Source organism: Pseudoduganella sp. S-14 (assembly GCF_049913285.1).
Taxonomy (GTDB): Bacteria; Pseudomonadota; Gammaproteobacteria; order Burkholderiales; family Burkholderiaceae_D; genus Rugamonas.
In genome coordinates, this window is the sequence record NZ_CP183991.1 from 2,086,224 (window position 1) to 2,105,592 (window position 19,369).

Below are 19,369 nucleotides of genomic sequence, written 5' to 3' on the forward strand. Positions count from 1 at the left end.
GAGCGCTTAGGATGCCTGAATATCGGAGATTTAGTAATGAAGAATACCTTGACCGCCGCTTTCCTGCTGGTCGCTTCCCTTCTTGGCCAGGCCGCTTCGGCCGGTGAACTGCAACTCTTCTCGCGTGAAGACTTTCGCGGCCAGCGCGTGGTGATTGCCGACGGCGCCGCCAACAACTTCCGCGACTTCGATTTCAACGACCGCGCTTCGAGCCTTGTGGTGCGTTCCGGCACCTGGGAACTGTGCGAGCACGTTAACTTCCAGGGCCAGTGTGCCGTTTTCGAGCGCGGCGAATACCCTAACCTGCGCCAGTTCAACAACAACTTTTCCTCCGCCCGCGAGATCGAGCGCCGCCGCGACCGCGGCCAGGGCTGGGGCTGGGGCCACGATAACCGTGATCGTGATGACCGCTGGCGTGAAGAGCGCCGCGAAGAACGCCGCGACTATCGTGAATATGAGCAGGAGCAGCGTGGCCCGGCGGTAGAGTTGTTCAACGACAACGGCTTCCGCGGCCGCATCGTGCAGATCAACAACGACTTGAGCACCCTGCGCGATGTCCATTTCAACGACAACGCGAATTCGATGGTCGTCAATTACGGTACCTGGGAAGCGTGCGAACACGCCGACTTTGGCGGCCAGTGCCGCACATTCGCCCCAGGCCGCTACCCGGACCTGAGGGACTTCAGCGACCGCATCTCCTCGATCCGCCGCGTACGCTGATCGGAAACTGCTCCCCAGAAAAGCGCGCTTCACAGCGCGCTTTTTTTTTGCAACGCCGGATTTGAGGCAGGCTCCAAGGCTGTGCTAGTATTGTTTAATAGTATTTATAATTTCCATATGGAAATATTAATAATATCTATTAGATAATCTAAATGCTAACAACCTGAGGGTAGAATGAAGTTCAACAAACTGATTTTGGCAAGTGCCGTGAGCATGGCCTTGGCCGCATGCGGCGGGGGCAGCAATTCAAGCAGCGAAACGACGCCGCCACCGGTGCAGACGTCGCCGGTTTCGGTGGTATTCAGCGGTACGGCAGCAGTGGGCGCGCCACTGGCCGGCAGCGTCACCGTCAAGGATTCGAAAGGCGCCACCAAAGTCGCCCAGATTGGCGCCAACGGCGCGTATTCGGTCGATGTCACCGGCATGACCGGCCCGTTCGTGTTCCGCGCCTCTGGCTTGGCCAACGGCCAGGTCTATACCGTGCACTCGATCGCCACCAGCGCCGATGCCGCCGGCAAGATCAATATCACCCAGCTTACCGACCTGATCGCTGCAAATGTAGGCGGCCAGGTTTCGGCGGATTATTTCGACCAGTTCGATAAAAGCGCTTCTACCGCCACCGCTGCGACGATCGATGCTGAAGCTGCCAAACTCAAGGAAAAGCTGCAAGCGATCCTGACCGCGCTGGGCGTCGATGCCAACGCCGACCTGCTGCGCACGCCCTTCGTTCCATTGTCGAGCCCGCTCGATAAGGCACTGGACGCAATCCACGTCACGGTAGACGCGAGCACCGCCGTGGCCACCATCAGCACCAGCGCCAACACTTCGGTTATCACCGACGACCTGAAGCAGAAGGCCGCCGTCGAAACCAACCCGACGAAACTGGCAGCGGACAATATCAGCACCGCCACCACCGATGCACCGCTGGTGAAGAAGGCGCTGACCGATTTCATCGCCAAGTTCGCCGACGGCCTGCCAACGGTAGATGCGCTGCTGCCATTTGCAACCACCGGCTTCCTCAGCGACGACGTGAATGCCTCGGCCTTCTTCGGCCACCTGGTGAGTGAACCTGCCCTGGTAGGCGCCACTTTCAGCGACATTGAAATCCACCAGATCGATTACAGCGATCCAGCCAAGATCACTGCCCGCGTGTCGTTCACCGTGAAGACCAAGTCAGGCCAGATCATGGACCGCCTGGAAAACTGGAAGATTCGCAAGAGCCCGACCGACGGCGTATGGCGTCTGCATGGCAACCAGCGCGCGCTGGAGCTGGAAGCATTTGCCAGCATGAGCAAGATTGTTGGCGCCAGCGGCACCTGCTACCGCACCGGCATCAACTTCAATATTACCGACCGTACCCTGAACAACAATACGACCACTGGCACGCTCGACCACATCGTCATCACCGGTCCTGGCATGCCGCAGGCAGGCTTGCGCTACAACGCGCCAGGCGTGGGCGAAAGGTGGGTCAACAACGTCAGCTCGTCGGATACCTATGTGATGGGCACCGACTGCGGCGGCATTTCGCCAATGGGCGACGATGGCATTGCCCGCCTGCCTGATAATGCAGTGTATGTGCTGACTGCGTATGACGCCTCCAATGTCAAGCTCTCCTTCGCGTCCGGCAGCGCCGACGGCACCTACGTCCTGAAAGTGCAGCGCCGTCCACTGACCCTGACCGAAACCAAGGCCAGCACCGCCTTCGCAACGCTGTCGGAGCAGAGCCTGGCAGCACTGTCCAGCTACAGCACCCGTGACCTCACGCTGGCAGTCTCCAGTGTCAACCCGGGCACTGTGACCTGGCTCTCGATCACCGAGGAAACCTCGAATGGCCGCACTAGCCTGGAGTCGACTGAATCGCCGACTGCGGCGGGTACCTTCAGCACCAGCTTCAAGCTCCCGGCGTTGGTGACGGGCGAGACTGTCAAGGCGCGCGCCGTCTGGATGGAATCCCGGGACAACTACCAGCGCATCATGGAGACTGCGTATAAGCGCTAATCTGTAGCCATGCCAGGCCAGGGGCGCGCCAGCGCCGCTGGCCCAGGGCGCGGCTTCGCTGACGAAGTCACTGAAGCCGCTATCGGGACTTCTTTCTCCGGTCAATTTGTGCATCTGCGCCGGATACATGCACTCGGACTTTTGATGCTGGCCGACCAAACACTTCTTCCGCCAACGGCGCGTTAACGCCGTAGAACAAAGCGGAGCGCAATCCCGCCCGAGCACCAAATGCCGCTCGAGTGAGCAGCGCAATGGACAGTCGTTCAGCAGTAATGGTGTCGTAGCGCCGTGTCATGACATTTATACTACAGCCGGACTCAAGAATAGGTCGCAGCTTTGGAGGAAACGCGCGCATACTAACGGTATCAAAAGCACCTGCCATTAGACACGAGGGCTGCCATGTCATCGGAACGGCCAGACCACAACAAGTGCGCGTTAGCCGATGACGCGATTGCCATTGCAAACAGCCAGTCTCGACGCGCTGCCGTTGAATTCCTGTTTGAGCGCGGATGTACCCCCGAGGTCATTGCCCACATCCTGGCGGCGCACCTGGAGCCTCAGTCTTGCCGTCCTGTGACCGCAGCCTGACGGCGCATAACTAACAGTTTTTTTTCGAACGCTCGTATTGTGAATTTTCCGGCAAGCCGTCTGACATGTGCATATACTTTCTATCAGCAAGGAGGTGCATATGTCTACCGGTCCAAGCAAGGCTCAACGGCGGCAAGATCACGAAATGGCGAAGATGGTTCAATGTGGCCTGTCGCTGCTGTATTTGGCTGGTGTGGCTGAAGCTTGCCAGTACATGGCTCGTGCAGGGATCTCGAGTCCGATCATCGAGCGTATTGTTTCGGCGCGACATGTACGAGGAGCCAGAACTCCTGTCCGGGTGAGCGTTAAGCAGAGCTCATGACTAGCGATCCGTTTCAAGGGAATTTCCATCATTGCGGAACAGTAATTGAACGGTTGGAGTATCGCTCGGCCGTCACTGGTGAAGGCTTTTTCAATGGAAAAGGACTTCGTTGCTCCTCCCCGGCAGATTCAGCCGGAATTTTCGAAGAAGTTCCTATGGCACCCCGTAAATGCGGCAACGGACATTTGTGCGCGTTTTCCGCTAGACTGGCGATGACGCCATTTCGGGAGCGTGCCACGTGGAATACAAGGATTACTACGCCACGCTGGGAGTCCCCAAGACTGCCAGCGAAGACGAGATCAAGAAGGCTTACCGCAAGCTGGTCCGCAAGTATCACCCGGACGTCAGCAAGGAAGCCGATGCCGATGCACGTACCAAGGAGCTAAACGAAGCTTACGGTGTGCTTGGCGATGCCGAAAAGCGTGCCGCCTATGATTCGCTGGGCAGCGGCCAGTACCGCGCTGGCCAGGAATTCCGCCCACCACCTGACTGGGGCGGCGGCTTCGGAGGAGGCAGCGCCGAAGATTTTTTTGCCGACCTGTTTGCCCACGTGGGTGGACAGCGCGGCGGCCGCCAGGGTTTTCGCATGCGTGGTGAAGATATTCACGCCGTTCTCGAAATCGGCCTGCACGACGCCTATCACGGCGCCCAGCGCGAGATTTCGCTGGGTCGCGAGCGGACGCTCAAGGTGAATATCCCGAAGGGCGTGACGGCCGGCCAGCAGCTGCGGCTGGGAGGACAGGGCCAGCCCGGCATGAATGGCGCCGAGGCAGGCGACCTGTACCTTGAAATCGCCTTCCAGTCCGATGACCGTTACCGTGCCGAAGGCCGCGACGTCTACGAGAAAGTGCCGATTCCGCCGTGGCTTGCCGCGCTGGGCGGAGAGCGCGAAGTGAGCACGCCTTCGGGCCGCGTGACCGTGACCGTGCCGCCCAATTCGCAAGGCGGCCGCAAGCTGCGCCTGAAAGGACGCGGCATTCCCGCAGCCAACAGCTCCGGCATGGCGGGCGACCTCTACCTGATTCTTGAAATCTTCGCCCCGCCAGCCGATACGCCCGAGCGGCGCGCGCTATACGAACAGATGCAACGCGAAATAGGAGGATGAGCGATGCCAAAGGAAGAGATTGTGGAAGGCGTGCCGCTGGAGCACCAGGCACTGACGCTGGATGAACTGGCGCGTGCCTGCGCTGTCGAGCCGGAATGGGTCGTGCATCACGTACAACGCGGCATCCTTGTCGGCAGGGAAGGGACAAGCATCGAAACCCTGCAATTCACCAGCGTGGACCTGGGGAGGGCGCGTCGCCTGGCCCAGCTTGAACGGGATTTCGATGCGGACGAAGATTTGGCGGCGCTGGTGGTGGATCTGTGCGACGAGGTCCGCCGCCTGAAATCGCGCCTGCGCGCCGCCGGAATGGCTTAGCTGCGTGACAGCTTAGCGTTGCTGGTCTCGGCCGCCGCGATTGCCGCGGTTGCCGGTATTACCTTCTTCCTCTTCCTGCAAGTCATCGCGGTTGCCCTGGCGCTGGCCCTGGCCGACGTCGCTCTGCTTGCTGCCGCGGCCCTGGTCGGATTGCTGGTTGCCACCGGTCAGGTTTTCGCGCTGGCCTTGTTGGCGATTGCCGCCGCCCTGGCCGGCTTGCCCAGCCTGGTTGCGCCAATCGTCCGATTGCTCACTGTCCTTGCGTGGTGCCATGATCGCTCTCCTCTTTAGTTGAAGCGAATCCATGCTAGGCCGAAGTGGCAGGCAAGCCTGTAGGTGCACACGCCGCTGGCCTGTAGGAATGTTTAGAAAGCGTCCGGTGGCAGCGTATGGTCGATGTCGACGAATTTCTGGCGCAGCCATTTGCCGGCCGGCCCCAGCTCATCGTCGCCGCGGTGGATCACAAACAGCGGGTAATCAAGCTCGCGGCCCTCCTGGGTGTGCAGGCTCAGCAGGCGTCCTTCGGCCAGGTCGCGCATGACCATGTGTGCCGGCATATTGCCCCAGCCTAAGCCGCCTAGCAGCAGGGCGTGTTTGGAGCCCAGGTCGCCCAGCCGCCAGTCGCGCAAGCCCAGTACGCCGAAATCGCGGCCTTCGGTCAACGGGCTGCGGTCGGTCACCACGAGTTGCAAGTGCTCGCGCAAGACCGAAGTCGGGATCGGTGCCGGTTCACGCGACAATGGATGCAGCGGCGAGCAGACCGGCATCATTTTTACGAAGCCGGCGGCATGGCGCTCGATATTGACGGGCGCGGTGGCGGCCATGCCGGCCACGCCCAGCTGGCAGCGGCGCTCGGCCACCATCTGTGCCACGGCGCCTAGCGCTTCCGTATGCAGGCGCAGCGAGACGGTCGGGAAAGCGCGCTGGAATTGCTCAAGCGCGCGTACCAGCACGCAGGCCGGGAACATGACGTCGACCACCACGCTCAGCTCTGCCTCCAGGCCCATGCCGAGGGCCTTGGCGCGCGAGCGCATGCCGTCCACCTTGCTGGTTACGGCGCGCGCATCGGCCAGCAGTGTCTTGCCCGCTTCGGTCAGGGTCGGCTTGCGCGTGCTGCGGTCGAGCAGGGCGATATTCAGCTGTTCTTCGAGGTTGGCGATGGTGTAGCTGATCACCGATTGGGTCCGGTGCAAGGCTCGCGCTGCATGGGCAAAACCGCCGTGGTCGATCACCGCGATGAAGACGCGCAACTGGTCGAGGGTGGGAAGGCCGGGATCTCGCATATCAATAAAATCGATAATTTCTATCGTTATAAAACCTATTTCATCGATAATAAACCCGTTCTAAGATGGCCGCAATCATCAACTTTTCTTGGAGCAAGTACATGGCAAACGTTCTCTACATCAATAGCAGCGTGCGTAGCGCTGGTTCCCTGTCCCGCCAACTGTCGGCTGAGTTCATCGCCAAATGGAAGGCTGCCAACCCTGCTGATACGGTGGTCGAGCGCGACCTGGCCGCCAGTCCGGTGCCGCACCTGACGGAGCAGATGATGGGCGCTTTCTTCACGCCAGCCGAAGCGCGCAATGCGGAACAGGCGCATGTGGTCAAAGTGTCCGACACCCTGGTTGACGAACTGTTTGCAGCGGACGTGGTGGTGATCGGCGCCCCGATGTACAACTTCTCCGTGCCATCGTCGCTGAAGGCCTGGATCGACCATGTGGCCCGCGCCGGCCGCACCTTCCAGTACACCGCCAACGGCCCGGAAGGCCTGCTGAAGGGCAAGAAGGTCTATGTCTTCACAGCCAGCGGCGGCGTGTACAGCGAAGGCGCGGCGGTCGCATACGACCACCTGAGCACTTTCCTGCGCACCGTGCTGGGCTTCATCGGCCTGACCGATGTGCAGTTCATCCGCGCCGAAGGCGTAGCGATGGGCGAACAAGCCGTGGCCGATACGCTGGCCAAGGCCCAGAAGTCGATCGAGCAGCTGATCGCAGCCTGATACAGCCCAGCCCGTGTCTCACCTCGGGGTCTGACCCCAAGGTGGGACACGGGCTCGACCATTCACTCTCCCCGTAGTGGACTTGGCAGCATCGGCCCGCCGGCCCGTGCTGCCTTTTTTATCATTTGCTATCATTGCAAAATGAAACGCCACTACCACTTGCTCATCATCGATCCGCAGAACGATTTCTGTGATTTGCCTTCCGAGGCCAATTCTCCTGCCGTACCGGCATTGCCGGTTCCCGGCGCCCACCAGGACATGCTGCGCGTCGCCAGCCTGATCGACCAGGGCGGCGCCGGGCTTTCGGCCATTACCGTCACGCTCGATTCGCACCATCGCTATGATGTGGCGCATCCGACCTTCTGGCATACGGCCGCAGGCACAGCGCCGGGGCCGTTCACGCAGATTTCCGCTGCCGACGTGCGCGCCGGCCGGTTCGCGCCGCGCGATGAAGCGGCCTTGCCGCGCGTGCTGACTTACCTCGATGCGCTGGAATCCGCCGGTCGCTATCAGTTGATGGTGTGGCCGGTCCACTGCGAAATTGGTAGCTGGGGCCACAATGTGCACGATGCCGTGCGCGCTGCCTACAACGCCTGGGAAGAGGCGCGCCATGCCGTGGTCGCCAAGGTCGGCAAAGGCTCCAATCCGTGGACCGAGCACTATTCCGCTGTCATGGCCGAAGTGCCTGATCCAACCGACCCTGCCTCGCAATTGAACCGCGAACTGATCGCCAGCCTGTCGCAAGCCGACATCGTCTACATCACTGGCGAAGCCGGCAGCCATTGCGTGAAGGCGACCACCGAACATATCGCCGACCACGTGGACCCGCGCAAGCTGGTGCTGGTGACCGACTGCATGAGTCCTGTGTCCGGCTTTGAAAACCAATACCTCGAATTCGCGCAAGCCATGCAGCGCCGCGGCGCGCGCCTTGCCACTTCGGCTGAAGTCCTGCCGGAACTGCTGGCCAATGCGGAGAACAAATGATGATCCCTGTCGTCCGCAGCCTGCTTGAAACCGACCTGTATAAATTCACGATGTGGCAGGCTTTGCTGCATAGCCACCCAAGCGCCCATGCCGAATATGAATTCGTATGCCGCAACCAGACCGTCTTCCCGCTGTCGGAGCTGAAGGAAGAAGTCGAGGCGCAGCTTGACCACCTGTGCGGCATGTCCTTCACCGAGGTCGAGCTGAATTACCTGCGCTCCCTGCGTTATATCAAGAGCGACTTCGTTGACTTTCTCGCCGTGTTCCGCTTCCAGCGCAAGTTCATTGAAGTACGCGCGGAAGGCAATACCCTGGTCATCCACGCCGAGGGCCCGCAAGTGCACATCATGGCGTATGAGATCTTCGTGCTCTACATCGTCAACGAGTTGTACTTCCGCCGCGCCGGCACGCCGGCCGCGCTGGAAGAAGGGCGCAAGCGTCTGGGCGAGAAGATCGCGCAGTTAAAGGCTTTCGGCACGACGCCTGCGCTGCGCCATCCCTTCGAATTTTCCGATTTTGGCCTGCGCCGCCGCTTTTCTTCCGCCTGGCACGATGAAGTCGTCGAGCGCCTGGCACGCGAGGTGCCGCAGTGCTTCAAAGGTACCTCCAACGTCTATATCGCGAAAAAATTTGGCCTGATCCCTATCGGCACGATGGCCCACGAGTACATGCAGTCCTTCCAGGCGTTCGGCGTGCGGCTGCGCGACTTTCAGAAGGCCTCGCTCGAGGCCTGGGTGCAGGAGTACCGCGGCGACCTCGGTATCGCGCTGACTGACGTGGTGGGCATGGACGCCTTCCTCAACGACTTCGACCTTTACTTCGCCAAGCTGTTCGACGGCTTGCGGCACGATTCGGGCGATCCGATCGTGTGGGGCGAAAAGGCCATCGCGCATTACCAGGCCTTGCGCATCGATTCCAATACCAAGCGCCTGGTGTTCTCGGACGGCCTGGACTTCGACACCGCCTTCCGCCTGTACCGCCAGTTCGCCGACCGCATCATGGTGGGCTTCGGCATTGGTACCTGGCTGACCAACGATGTCGGCATCAAGCCGCTGAATATCGTGATGAAGCTGATCCGCCTGAATGGGCAATCGGTCGCCAAGCTGTCCGACTCGCCGGGCAAGACCTTGTGCAAGGACGAGACTTTCCTGGCCTACCTGCGGCAGGTGTTCAACCATCAGGCCTCCTGAGGACGGAAGCGCAGGCGGTAGTCGCCCGGCGTTACGCCGAGGCGGCGCACGAAGGCCCGCCTTAAGCTGTTCTGGTCGTGAAAGCCGCTGCGTGCCGCTATTCGCTTGAGCGGGTTGGCGGTTTCCTCCAGCAAGCGCCGCGCAGTATCGAGCCGCGCGGCTTCGACAAAGTCGGCCGGAGTTTCACCAGTATCGCTCTTGAATGCGCGCGAGAAGTTGCGCACGCTCATGCCCGCTTGTGCGGCCAGCTGGTCCACGGTCAGATCCTCTTCCAGGTTTTTCAGCACCCATTCCTGCACTTGCCGGATCGGGTCGCGTTGCGCGGTTTGCGCGGCCAGGTGGGCGCTGAATTGCGACTGGCCACCGGGGCGCTTGATGAACATTACCAGTTCGCGCGCTACGGCCAGCGCCACGTTGCGGCCAAGGTCTTCTTCGACCAGGGCCAGCGCCAGGTCCATGCCGGCCGTCACGCCGGCCGAGGTATAGAGGTTCCCGTCGCGCAGGTAGATCTGGTCGTGCTCGACCCGCACCTGTTCGAAGCGCCGCGCCAGCGAGGCCGAAATATTCCAGTGGGTGGTGACGCGGCGGCCGTCCAGCAGGCCGGCGTGCGCCAGCAGCCAGGCGCCGGAGCATACGGAGCCGATGCGGCGCACCGCGGCTGCTTGCTGCTGCAGCCATTGCATCAGGCGCGCGTTGCCGGTGACGTCCTGCACCGTGTGGCTGCCGGTGACAAGCAGCGTGTCCACCGCGTGGTCCAGTGTATCGATGGTGGCTGTCGGCTGGAACAACATGCCGTTGTCGGCGCGAACCGGACCTTCCTCCAGCGCGACCAGATCGAACTGGTACGCGCCTGGCTTGCCCGACTGTCGGGACGCTTCGTGGAAGACATCCATCGGCCCGGCCACGTCGAGCAATTGCACGCCGGGGAAAACGAGTAAAGCGATACGCATGGTTAGCCTGCCAGGAGTTTGCCGGTGTATAGCGAATATAAGGTACGCAGCAGCAGCGCGGCAATCGTCACCGTCAGGAAGGCGAGCAGCACGCCGGCCAGCAGCACCACGCTTGCACTGTCGGCCACGGTGGCATATTTGATCGCGGCGTTTACCAGTGCGGCGATCGGGAAGCTGATAGCCCACCAGGCAGGGCCGAAGGGCACCGAACGACGGAACACGCGCGGGGCCAGCACCAGGAACATGAACAGGCCAAAGTAGAAAAGCATGGCGGCGAACATGTCGACGTGCCGGGTGACGTTGACGTAGGCCAGGAAGCCGACTTCGAACGGCGCGATCATCACCATCAGCGATGGCAGCATGCCGGTTGGCAGCGGGTCGCCGTGCACCAGGCGGCTGAAGATCATCACGTAGAAGACGATGGCGATGGCCGAGCCGATGCCGAGGGCCAGCATATTCATTTCATGGCCCCAGGCGCCACCGGTCACCGCGATATCGAGCGAAGCCACGCCGGGAATCAGCCAGGCCGGCACCACGTTAGCCGGTGACATATTGCCCTGCAGGACGCGCGATACCACTACATAGCCGATCGCCAGCGTGGCCACCGAGCCGACGGTCCACGCCAGTTTCTGAAGCTGGGCGCTCCACGGCGCCACGACGCTGGACAGCAGCAGCACGGCAATGCCAATCGTGCCGAAGAAGTTGCCTGCCACTGGATGCGAGAATTCGGCCTTGACCGCTTCGGGGAACGAGGCCCATTTCGACAGGTAGCCCGCGGCCAGCAGCGCAAACACCAGCAGCGAAAGAATGCCGACGCCATCGGCGATCAGCGTGCTGCTGCCGAACAGGTGGGCCGCGCCGCGCCAGGCCAGCGCCAGGCCGGCGATGCCCATGACGGATCCAAACAGGTTGACGGGGAGATTTTTGAGCGAGGCGCTGTTGGTGGGCAGGGCGGGGATACTGGTCGTTTGCATGATTTTTTATCCGATGGATTGACGATGAATCCATTATCGGACGGCATGCTTTTGGCCGATAGCGTGCGCAAGAATCATTTTCGGCCAACCCTGCACCACCCTCGGCCACGGGTATGCTGCGGGCTTGAAGATGCTGTGTCGTACTAGGCTTCCTGCGCGCCAAAGCGCGACATGATGCGGTCGGCCTGTTCACGCTGGGCGTCGTCATCCACGTCCACCGACAGTAGCGCGGCAGGGCGGTCCGGCTTGTCGGTGTTGTCGACATCGTCCGGCGTGAGCGAATCCATGATGTTCTGCACCGCTGAAGCAGTGGTGCTCAATGGGCGTGCTTCGTGCAGGTTCAGTTGTACGGCCGAATTGGCAAAGCCTTCGGCCAACAGGGCGCTGCGTGCGCCTTCGGCATCGGCGATCTGGCGGAAATTTCGGTAAATGGTGCTTGGCATGATTAGTCTCCTGTTTGGCGGGATTGTCGCGTAAGGCGCTGCAACGTGGCGCGCGCTTACTTCGCCTGCGACTTGCGTGAGGACCAGTGCAAATGGACGATCTGCCAGCCGTCGCCCACTTTTTCCAGCACGGCGGTTTCCAGCCCGAACAGGTGAATCTCGGCATCCTTGTAGCTGCCGGTGGTTTCCGTCTCGCGCATGACGATTGCGGTCGCGCCATCGCGGCGCTCTTCATGGCGCAGCAGGCGCGATTTTGTCATGCGCAGGAAGTCGATATCGCTGTCGAGATGGTGCGCGGCATATTCGTCGCGACTATTTTCGGTATAGCCCGATTCGAATATCTTCACCTTGGGACTGAGCAGGGCAAGCGCCGCATCGCGCTTGCCTTCGGCCAGCGCGCGCTGGAAAGCGTCCATCGCCTCGGCCGGCGTGGCGGCCAATGCAGGCAGGCTGGCCGCAGCCAGCAGCAGGCAGGCGGGGATTCGCATCAGAACCCGGCGACGACGTTGCTGGTGTGTTCGACGCGCGGGGCGTTGGCGAAGTATGGGCCAACCATGCCGCGCCATGCCTGGAAGTCTTCGCTGCCGCGGAAGTCGACGGTGTGGTTCTCCAGCGTTTCCCACACGATGACCAGCATATAGGTGTTGGCGCGCTCGATCACGCGCTCCAGCCGCATCGACTTGCACCCTTTGGCGCGCTGGAACAGCGGCACGGCTTTCTGCACCGCTGCTTCAAACTCGGCACCCTGGCCATCTATGATCTCAAATTCCGCCAGCTCGTAAATCATCGGGACATTCCTTTCGCAAAGTAATGTCCCGATTGTGCCTCAGATGGATCAGAAGCGGTAGCGGGCCGTTACGCGGAAATTGCGTGGCGCGCCCGGCAGGTTGAGCAGCTTGCTTGACCCGTGGCCGGAAACGATGTACTCGCGGTCGAACAGGTTGTTCACGTTCAACTGCACATCGTACGACGCGGTGCGGTAAGCCACCATTGCATCGACCACGGTGTAGCCGGGCAGGGTGGTGGTGTTGCCCGGGTTGGCAAAGCGGTCGCCCTGATAGTTCACGCCGGCGCCGGTGAACCAGCCGCCGCCCAGTGCCTTGTTCAGCCACAGGTTGGCGCTGCGCTTGGGCGTCAGCGTTGGGCGTTTGCCTTGTACGTTCTGGCCGTCGTCGCGGGCGATGGACTTGATGATTTCCGCGTCCAGCAGCGCCAGGCCGGAAGCCACTTGCCAGCCCTGGCCCAGTTCACCGGTGAAGGTCAGCTCAAGGCCGTCGGTACGCTGGGTGCCGACCGGCATGACGACGTTGGTGATTGGATCGGTGGCCTTGATGCCGGTGCGCTTCAGGCGGAACAGCGATGCGCCAACAGTCGCCTGGCCGTCGAACAGGTCGATTTTGGCCCCCACTTCCTTGTTGGTGGTTTCTTCCGGTTCGATGGCTGCGTTGTTCGCGGCCAGCGCGAAGGTTTCACCCGAAGGCTGGAAGGATTTGCTGAACGAAGCGTAGTAGGAAACGCTGCCGCTCGGCTGGTACACCAGGCCCGCGCGCGGGCTCCAGGCGCGGTCGGTGCGCTCCAGGTCTTTCTGGCCTGCGCGGCGTTCGCGTGTCTCCTGGCTGAAGTCATCGTAGCGCACGCCGGCCAGCATCTTCCACTGCGGCGTGAGCGTCGCCAGGTCTTGCACGTAGACGCTCTTGTTCTTCATGATGCCGAGGTTGTCGGTGCCCGGAGCGACGTTGGCTTCCAGTTGCAGCACCGGCAGCACTGGCTTGAACAGATTCACCGTGGCGACATTGGTTTTGGAGCGGTTGACCTGGTCCTTGTCCTGCTTGCCGATCTCCACACCGTACAGCAACTGGTGCTGCATGCCGAAGAATTCTGCGCGCTGGGTCAACTCGGTCTGGTTGAAGTAGCCGTCTTCTTCGCGGCGCACATTGCCATGGGTGAGGGAGGCGGTTTGCGCTGCTTCATTAACGCTGCCGACCAGGGTGTTGTTGCGGTTCAGCGAATAGTCGTAGCGGCGGAAGGCATTGCGCAGCGACCAGTTGGCATTGATGCGGTGATCGAGCACCGCGGCCAGCGATTTCACGCGCGCCTGGCTGAAGTCCACATCGCGTGCATTGGCCGCGCCGTAGTAGGTGCCTGGGTCCACGTCGACCGGCAGGCCTTTGTAGGAAGGGATGCCGAAGTCGGTCAGGCGGCGGTCGGACAGGTATTCTCCCTGCAGCAGCAGGGAGGTATCGGCGCTCAGCTTCCACAGCAGGGACGGCGACAGTGCTTCACGCTTGAGGAATTGCTGGTCGCGGTAGCTGTCTGAATCTTCCTTGGCGCCGGTGACGCGGAAGGCCACGCCGCTGTCCTTCAGGTTGCGCGCCACGTCGAACTCGCCGCGCTTCTTGCTCCAGCTGCCGAAGGTCACGCTGGCCTCCGTGCGGTCGATGCCAGGCTTCTTGGTGATACGGTTGATCATGCCACCCGAAGAACCGCGGCCATACAGCACCGAGGCCGGGCCCTTGATCACTTCAATCTGTTCGACATTGGACAGGTCGCGGAAATACAGCGCGTCGTCGCGCATGCCATCGATGAACTGGTCGGCGATCGCAGTGAAGCCGCGGATGCTCACCTGGTCGCGCTGGCCGTCGCCGTGCGACAGGCCGACGCCCGGGATGCCCTTCATGGCGTCCTCCATCGAGCTCACGCCTTTGTCGCGCAGCAGTTCCTGCGGCACCACGTTCACGGTTTGCGGAATGTCGCGCAGCGGTGCGTCAATCTTGGTGGCGCTGGTGGCCGTGCCCGGGTTGTAGGCAGCTTCGCGGGCGGCGGTGACGGTGACGGAGGGGAGGGTGGCTTCTTCGGCGAAGGCGAAATGCGGCAGCGCGAGCGCAATGGCAAGCGCCAGCGGGGATTTGTTCAACGACATGCTATTTCCTAAGTGACTACGTAATGAGAATTGTTATCATTCGCAATTATGCGCCACCCAGGAAATTTGTTCAATGGTAAAACTTGTACTGGATCAAGGTTTAGCGTTCGCTGCGCCGGACAGTATCGGAGCCGGTTTCGCGCGTATCGCCTTGCCGGTATTGCGGCCCGGTCTGGAACCCGTGCTCGCGTTCGTCTTCGTCGACACAGCCGGAAAGCAGATCGTCGGTCCGGCCCGCCGTTTCAGCCGATTGCTGGTTGCCTTGCTGGGATTGCGACAGGTTACGGCGGCCAGTGCAGCCGTCGCCCATGGTCGCAATGCTGCTGGTGCCATCGTGGGTTTGCTGCGCCAGGCTGCGTCCCTTGTTGAGTGTGGACATGATTGCCTCCATGTAGCTAGGGCCAAAGTTCATTGTAGGCCTGTGGGAGGAAATTGCCTAATTCTCGGTATACCTGCGGAGCAGCTGGTTGAAGCGCTTGTTGCCTTCCGTGCCCATCCAGTTCCATAAAGTATCGACGTCCTGGCGGTGGGCGTCGTAATAGGCCGTGTTGGTCGCGATCCAGTTATAGGATTTGAGCACGGGCTTCTCCAGCCGGACCAGTTGGCCCCTGTAGTGGTCGGCCACGTACTTGTCGAGGTCAGTCGCGGTGAGCATCGGTACCACGAAGGCATCGATACGGCCAAGCTGGAGTTTTTCAAAATTGGTCGGGACAGTCGGGGCGCCCTGGTCGACGATGGCGCCGGCCTTTTCCAGCTGCACCACGTAGGACGAGCCGAACATCACGCCCACCCGTTTGCCGCGCACCATTTCCATCGGATCGAGGTCGCGCGGGTAGCCGTCTTTGACGCGCACGAAGGCCGCGACGACAAGGGTGGTCGCGCGCTTAGTGTCAGGCCTGCCCTGTGCATCGCGCGGGATCACGATGCCCGGCTGACCGTCGGCGGTGATGTCGACCGGCACGAAGTCGACGGCGCCGCTAATGAGTGAGCTGCGCAAGCGCATCACCGGCAATCGCACTAGTTCGATCGTACAACCGCCGCTGGCGGCAAACTCGCGGATCCAATCGACGTTGGCGCCGGGAGGGTCGGGTACGGTGGGGCCATTGCCCAGCCAATACGGGGGGCGATGCTGATCGGGGTAGGCATAGCGGATCGTGCCGCAGGCGGCAAGCACGTTGTTGGCCGCGAGTGCGAGGAAGGCAGCTGCAATGAAATTTATGAATTTCATACTGCTACCATTCTAAGCCAACAGTACAGCGGCAGGTTGTGCAGTAGTAGAATCGTCGGGAAGGAGGCGACTATGGAAACCACAATGCGCCCGATCCATCCGGGCGAAGTCCTGCTGGAAGAATTCATGGACCCGATGGGCCTGACCGTGAGCACGCTGGCCGGCGTGCTGCACCTCGAACCTGGCTACCTGACTGGCATCACGCGGCAGGAGCGCAGCATTTCCCCGGCCACCGCCCGGCAGCTTGCCAGCTACTTTGACACCACGCCGGAGTTCTGGCTCAACCTCCAGACCACCTACGATGCGCGCAGGGCATTGCTGAAAGGGCGGCATGCGCTAAAACGCACGCTGCATTGACTCGCTGCGGCGGTCGCTGGAGTGCCAGGGCAGGGAAGCCACCGACCGTACTTGCGTCGGGAAGCGCTCTGCAAAGGAGCGGATCAGCATATGCTCTACTCCGCACAGGCCCAGATAGGTATAGGCTGCGCCCTGGTCGAAAGCCAGGGCCGTGCGCACTGCCATGTCGAAACGTTCGGCGGTGCCGATGTCGCTTCGTCGTTCCTGGTGACTTCGTTTTTCCACGCTGCCTCCTAGCGCCAACGTATAAGCTACTGCCGCGATGGGATGTGGTCTGTGCGTCAGTCCACATGGTGCAGCAATAGCCTTTGCAGCCCGGGTCATTGTACTCGATTGAGCTTGCTCGATAATCGACAGCTTCAGGCCTGGTCACGGGCGTCCACGTAGGCCCATGCGACAGTTCCGGATTCTAGTGTTACGCAGTGGCGCTTATAGGCGGCCACTTCATACTGATCCGCTTGCTGCAGTTCCTCCGGCGTAAGCAGCAATACCGACCCACGCACGGCATCCACTTCGCTATCCGAGCGCGAAATAATCGGATGATGCGTCCTGCCGCTTGTCGCGACGACTTCAGGATCTTCAATCTCGAGCAGTCCAAGCTTGTAGCCGGCCAATTGGTCGGCCGCGCCTTCAAGCCGGCGGCCAAATGTTGCGATCTGTACGCCCTCTTGCTGCAGCGTTCCATACGAAAACAGCTTTTCGAATTTATCCATTTCGGCTCCCATGCGATCGATCAATTGTTTTAATGATAATGTATCGCAGCTGTTCACCATTCCAACACCCATACCGGAGCAAAGAATGCGACAAGATATCCAGCCATGTGTCCGATTGTCCGCGCGCCTGTTTGGCAGCTTGCTGCTGGCCGTCACTGCCGGCTTCGCAGCCGCAGAACCATGCCGCAAGATCAGTACTGACGCCGAGTTATCGAGCTACACGCAAGTGCAAGGAACCCAGGCCACGATAGCCAGGGATATCTGCTATGCCGAGGGCACGGAGTGGGACGAGAAGTCGCCAGCCGGTGCGTATGACGTTACGCTGGACCAGCGCTTCGACTTCTACCGACCTGCTTCACTGCCCGCAGCGCAAAGGCTGCCCTTGATCATATGGGCGCATCCGAACGGCATGACCGATAACCTGCCGCAGCAGGGAGACTTGTATCCGAAGCTGGTGACGCCCGCGCTGGCGCTGGGTTTCGCGTTCATGTCCGTCGAATTTCGCCATCCAGTGGCGAGTCAGAGGTACGGCCTGCCGCCCAACCTTGATATACCCAACACTGACATCGCGCGTGCGGTGCAATGGGCGCGCCACCGATCCGGCATGCTCGGCATTGATGGCAGCAATATTTTCATCGTCGGCCAATCACGCGGCACGCTCGGCCTGATGAATGCCTTCTCGAAGAATTTGGCTGATGACCAGAGCCCGTTCCCGTACCAGATCAAGTCTTCTCGTGTCAGGGCTGTCTATGCAGTGCAAGCGCAAACGACGTACGAGAGAGAGCAGGTCAAGCAGACATTCATCCACCCGGATAGCTGGGCTGCGTTCGAACAGCTCTACGCGAACTTCCATCAGCCAGGCAGCGCGATCAACGAAATCACAACCGACGATCCGCCCGTCGCCATGCGCTATGAGCGGATGCCAACGGACCAGTCTCTGCAAACAGTCGTCCCGTTGCACCTCCCGGCGCAGAACGGAAGCTGCGCTTATCCGGAAGGGTGTTTCGACTTCCATCATCCGAACTTCGGTTTGAAACTGCACTTGGCATTCAAGGCACTGTCGTCAAGCCAGCCCGCTTCGAAGTTCGATATCGCATATAACGTGCCGACCGAATACCTCTACGTCGACCAGACGACCAACCGACCCTATGCCTGCTTCTTCGCCAAGAACCTGACGCCAGAGGGACGCGCGACTTTAAGCTCCTACGCTGTTGAGGCATGCGGGCTGTAAACCTACAACCTGGCGCCTGGGCCCATTCGCAAACGCTTCCCTCGCAGCCGAGCCAGGCTCATAGCGGCGGGTTGTAAGCCGGACACTGTGAGGGAAAACGATAACGCGCACGCCGCGCATGACCACAATTGTGAGCACGCCGAACTGATGACCAACGGCCGCCGTTAAAGCTTAGTCCTGCCTTCATCGAGGTGCTGGTCCAGCCCCGCGGCCGTATCCACGATCAGGCTGGCCGTCTTGGCGAAGACTCTTCCAAAATCTGAAAGAATCAATTTCTCTGGCCAGCGATTCTACTGCGGCTCGTAACTCCGTAGAGTGAGCACATCAAGACACTTTCGGAGAACAGCATGAACCGACGTACTTTTATCAGCGCGGCCGCCGCGGGCACGGCAAGCTCAGTCCTTCCAGCTCGCGCTGCAACGAAAGGCATCAAAGCCGTAGCTTTCGATGGCCTGGCCTTGTTCGACCCACGCCCGATTTTCGCGCTGGCCGAAGAATTCTTCCCTGGTCGAGGCAACGCACTGGCCACTGCATGGCGTGTGCGCATCTTCGAATATAGCTGGTTGCGTACGCTCACGCGCAGTTACGAAAGCTTCATGCGCATTGCGGAAGACGCGCTGGTCTTCGCTCTTGCACAGGAAAAGCTCGTGGCGAGCGAAGCACAACGCAAACAACTGCTGACGGGCTTCATGGACTTGCGCACCTGGCCGGATGTTGCGCCCGTGTTGCGCCGCCTGAAAGCGGCCGGCCTGCGCCTTGCTCCGCTCACACACTTCAGCGTGCCGATGCTGGAAAACGGCGTGGCGAACTCGGGGCTGGAAGGTATTTTCGATCACCAGCTGTCGGCTGACCTGGTGCAAGCATACAAGCCCGATCCGCGCGCCTACCAGATGGCAGTCGACCGCTTCGGCCTGTCACCAAGCCAAATCGCCTTTGTCGCGTTCGGCGGCTGGGATGCCGCAGGCGCCAAAACCTTCGGCTTCCCTACGATTTGGATCAACAGGCTGAAGGCTCCGACCGAGCAACTGGGCGTCGCGCCGGACGCCATTGCATCCAGCTTTGATGCCTTGCCCGGTTTCGTAGGCGTGTAATGTACTGCTTGCCGGCTTCGGGCCTACGGCTGAGCTTGCGGTGAGCCGCTGATGTGGGTGCGAACCCGCGGAGCGATTGCCGGAATGGGCGAATCGGAGAACCGTCCGCTGGCAAGCGCACGTCGTTCCGCGCGCGGCAACATGCGAGCCGAAACTTGCGCTCCACCCCGCGCCCGTACCGGACGCGGATTCAATTCCCGCCAACTCTGCGCTAACGAACAAAAAAATTGGGCCCCAAGCT

At 61.0% G+C, this 19,369-nt stretch carries 22 protein-coding genes; 10 read left to right on the forward strand and 12 right to left on the reverse strand.

What is annotated here, in order from left to right:
• The first annotated feature begins 36 nt into the window (after positions 1-36).
• From ACN9MZ_RS09540 to ACN9MZ_RS09555, 4 genes are all read left to right on the forward strand, one after another.
• Positions 37-720, forward strand: coding sequence for a beta/gamma crystallin-related protein (locus ACN9MZ_RS09540; RefSeq protein WP_426341917.1), 684 nt, complete (start codon positions 37-39; stop codon positions 718-720).
• Between the two features lie 174 nt (positions 721-894).
• Positions 895-2,718 carry a hypothetical protein gene (locus ACN9MZ_RS09545; RefSeq protein ID WP_426341918.1) on the forward strand — a complete coding sequence of 608 codons (1,824 nt, stop codon included), beginning with the start codon at positions 895-897 and terminating at the stop codon, positions 2,716-2,718.
• Between the two features lie 1,148 nt (positions 2,719-3,866).
• On the forward strand, positions 3,867-4,733 hold the full coding sequence (locus tag ACN9MZ_RS09550; protein ID WP_426341919.1) for a DnaJ C-terminal domain-containing protein: 867 nt from the start codon (positions 3,867-3,869) through the stop codon (positions 4,731-4,733).
• 3 nt (positions 4,734-4,736) lie between these two features.
• Positions 4,737-5,048, forward strand: a complete 312-nt coding sequence (locus ACN9MZ_RS09555; RefSeq protein WP_426341920.1) for a chaperone modulator CbpM — start codon at positions 4,737-4,739, stop codon at positions 5,046-5,048.
• A 12-nt stretch (positions 5,049-5,060) separates the two neighbouring features.
• On the opposite strand, the gene ACN9MZ_RS09560 is transcribed toward ACN9MZ_RS09555, so the two are convergent.
• Positions 5,061-5,321, reverse strand: a complete 261-nt coding sequence (locus ACN9MZ_RS09560; protein ID WP_426341921.1) for a hypothetical protein — start codon at positions 5,319-5,321, stop codon at positions 5,061-5,063.
• Positions 5,322-5,413: 92 nt separating this feature from the next.
• Positions 5,414-6,331, reverse strand: coding sequence for a LysR family transcriptional regulator (locus ACN9MZ_RS09565; protein WP_426341922.1), 918 nt, complete (start codon positions 6,329-6,331; stop codon positions 5,414-5,416).
• 101 nt (positions 6,332-6,432) lie between these two features.
• Between ACN9MZ_RS09565 and ACN9MZ_RS09570 the strand changes: the two genes are divergently transcribed.
• From ACN9MZ_RS09570 to pncB, 3 genes are all read left to right on the forward strand, one after another.
• On the forward strand, positions 6,433-7,047 hold the full coding sequence (locus ACN9MZ_RS09570; RefSeq protein ID WP_426341923.1) for an FMN-dependent NADH-azoreductase: 615 nt from the start codon (positions 6,433-6,435) through the stop codon (positions 7,045-7,047).
• 141 nt (positions 7,048-7,188) lie between these two features.
• Positions 7,189-8,031, forward strand: coding sequence for a cysteine hydrolase (locus tag ACN9MZ_RS09575; protein ID WP_426341924.1), 843 nt, complete (start codon positions 7,189-7,191; stop codon positions 8,029-8,031).
• A complete protein-coding gene (gene pncB, locus ACN9MZ_RS09580; protein WP_426342885.1) occupies positions 8,031-9,221 on the forward strand; it encodes a nicotinate phosphoribosyltransferase in 1,191 nt (396 codons plus the stop codon). The genes ACN9MZ_RS09575 and pncB overlap by 1 nt, the downstream gene beginning before the upstream one ends.
• Here pncB and ACN9MZ_RS09585 read toward each other — a convergent pair.
• The 8 genes from ACN9MZ_RS09585 to ACN9MZ_RS09620 all read right to left on the reverse strand — a co-directional run bounded on the left by ACN9MZ_RS09585 (position 9,209) and on the right by ACN9MZ_RS09620 (position 15,736).
• Entirely contained in the window at positions 9,209-10,171 is a 963-nt protein-coding gene (locus tag ACN9MZ_RS09585) for a GlxA family transcriptional regulator (RefSeq protein WP_426341925.1), read from the reverse strand. The genes pncB and ACN9MZ_RS09585 overlap by 13 nt on opposite strands.
• Before the next feature lie 2 nt (positions 10,172-10,173).
• Positions 10,174-11,145, reverse strand: a complete 972-nt coding sequence (locus ACN9MZ_RS09590; RefSeq protein WP_426341926.1) for an SLAC1 anion channel family protein — start codon at positions 11,143-11,145, stop codon at positions 10,174-10,176.
• Between the two features lie 143 nt (positions 11,146-11,288).
• Positions 11,289-11,588 (reverse strand): hypothetical protein, encoded by a 300-nt coding sequence (locus ACN9MZ_RS09595; RefSeq protein ID WP_426170375.1) that lies wholly within the window; start codon positions 11,586-11,588, stop codon positions 11,289-11,291.
• A gap of 56 nt (positions 11,589-11,644) precedes the next feature.
• Positions 11,645-12,076: a YybH family protein gene (locus ACN9MZ_RS09600; protein WP_426341927.1), complete on the reverse strand. Its 432-nt coding sequence runs from the start codon at positions 12,074-12,076 to the stop codon at positions 11,645-11,647.
• Positions 12,076-12,375 carry an antibiotic biosynthesis monooxygenase family protein gene (locus tag ACN9MZ_RS09605; protein ID WP_426341928.1) on the reverse strand — a complete coding sequence of 100 codons (300 nt, stop codon included), beginning with the start codon at positions 12,373-12,375 and terminating at the stop codon, positions 12,076-12,078. Before ACN9MZ_RS09605 ends, ACN9MZ_RS09600 begins: the two co-directional genes overlap by 1 nt.
• Positions 12,376-12,423: 48 nt before the next feature.
• The gene (locus tag ACN9MZ_RS09610) at positions 12,424-14,508 is read right to left on the reverse strand and encodes a TonB-dependent receptor (RefSeq protein ID WP_426341929.1); all 2,085 of its coding nucleotides are present in this window, start codon (positions 14,506-14,508) and stop codon (positions 12,424-12,426) included.
• A 100-nt stretch (positions 14,509-14,608) separates the two neighbouring features.
• Positions 14,609-14,887, reverse strand: coding sequence for a hypothetical protein (locus ACN9MZ_RS09615; protein WP_426341930.1), 279 nt, complete (start codon positions 14,885-14,887; stop codon positions 14,609-14,611).
• 57 nt (positions 14,888-14,944) lie between these two features.
• On the reverse strand, positions 14,945-15,736 hold the full coding sequence (locus ACN9MZ_RS09620) for a substrate-binding periplasmic protein (protein WP_426341931.1): 792 nt from the start codon (positions 15,734-15,736) through the stop codon (positions 14,945-14,947).
• 72 nt (positions 15,737-15,808) lie between these two features.
• On the opposite strand from ACN9MZ_RS09620, the gene ACN9MZ_RS09625 reads away from it, so the two are divergent.
• Positions 15,809-16,093, forward strand: coding sequence for a HigA family addiction module antitoxin (locus ACN9MZ_RS09625; RefSeq protein WP_426341932.1), 285 nt, complete (start codon positions 15,809-15,811; stop codon positions 16,091-16,093).
• On the opposite strand, the gene ACN9MZ_RS09630 is transcribed toward ACN9MZ_RS09625, so the two are convergent.
• Together ACN9MZ_RS09630 and ACN9MZ_RS09635 are read right to left on the reverse strand one after the other, a co-directional pair.
• Positions 16,073-16,318, reverse strand: a complete 246-nt coding sequence (locus ACN9MZ_RS09630; RefSeq protein WP_426341933.1) for a hypothetical protein — start codon at positions 16,316-16,318, stop codon at positions 16,073-16,075. The two genes, ACN9MZ_RS09625 and ACN9MZ_RS09630, sit on opposite strands and share 21 nt — an antisense overlap.
• 134 nt (positions 16,319-16,452) lie before the next feature.
• The gene (locus ACN9MZ_RS09635) at positions 16,453-16,806 is read right to left on the reverse strand and encodes a gamma-glutamylcyclotransferase family protein (protein ID WP_426341934.1); all 354 of its coding nucleotides are present in this window, start codon (positions 16,804-16,806) and stop codon (positions 16,453-16,455) included.
• A gap of 85 nt (positions 16,807-16,891) precedes the next feature.
• Here ACN9MZ_RS09635 and ACN9MZ_RS09640 point away from each other — a divergent pair, with 85 nt between their 5' ends.
• Together ACN9MZ_RS09640 and ACN9MZ_RS09645 are read left to right on the forward strand one after the other, a co-directional pair.
• The gene (locus ACN9MZ_RS09640) at positions 16,892-18,037 is read left to right on the forward strand and encodes a hypothetical protein (RefSeq protein ID WP_426341935.1); all 1,146 of its coding nucleotides are present in this window, start codon (positions 16,892-16,894) and stop codon (positions 18,035-18,037) included.
• A gap of 347 nt (positions 18,038-18,384) precedes the next feature.
• Complete coding sequence (locus ACN9MZ_RS09645) at positions 18,385-19,128, forward strand: haloacid dehalogenase type II (RefSeq protein ID WP_426341936.1); 744 nt, start codon at positions 18,385-18,387, stop codon at positions 19,126-19,128.
• The last annotated feature ends 241 nt before the right edge of the window (positions 19,129-19,369 follow it).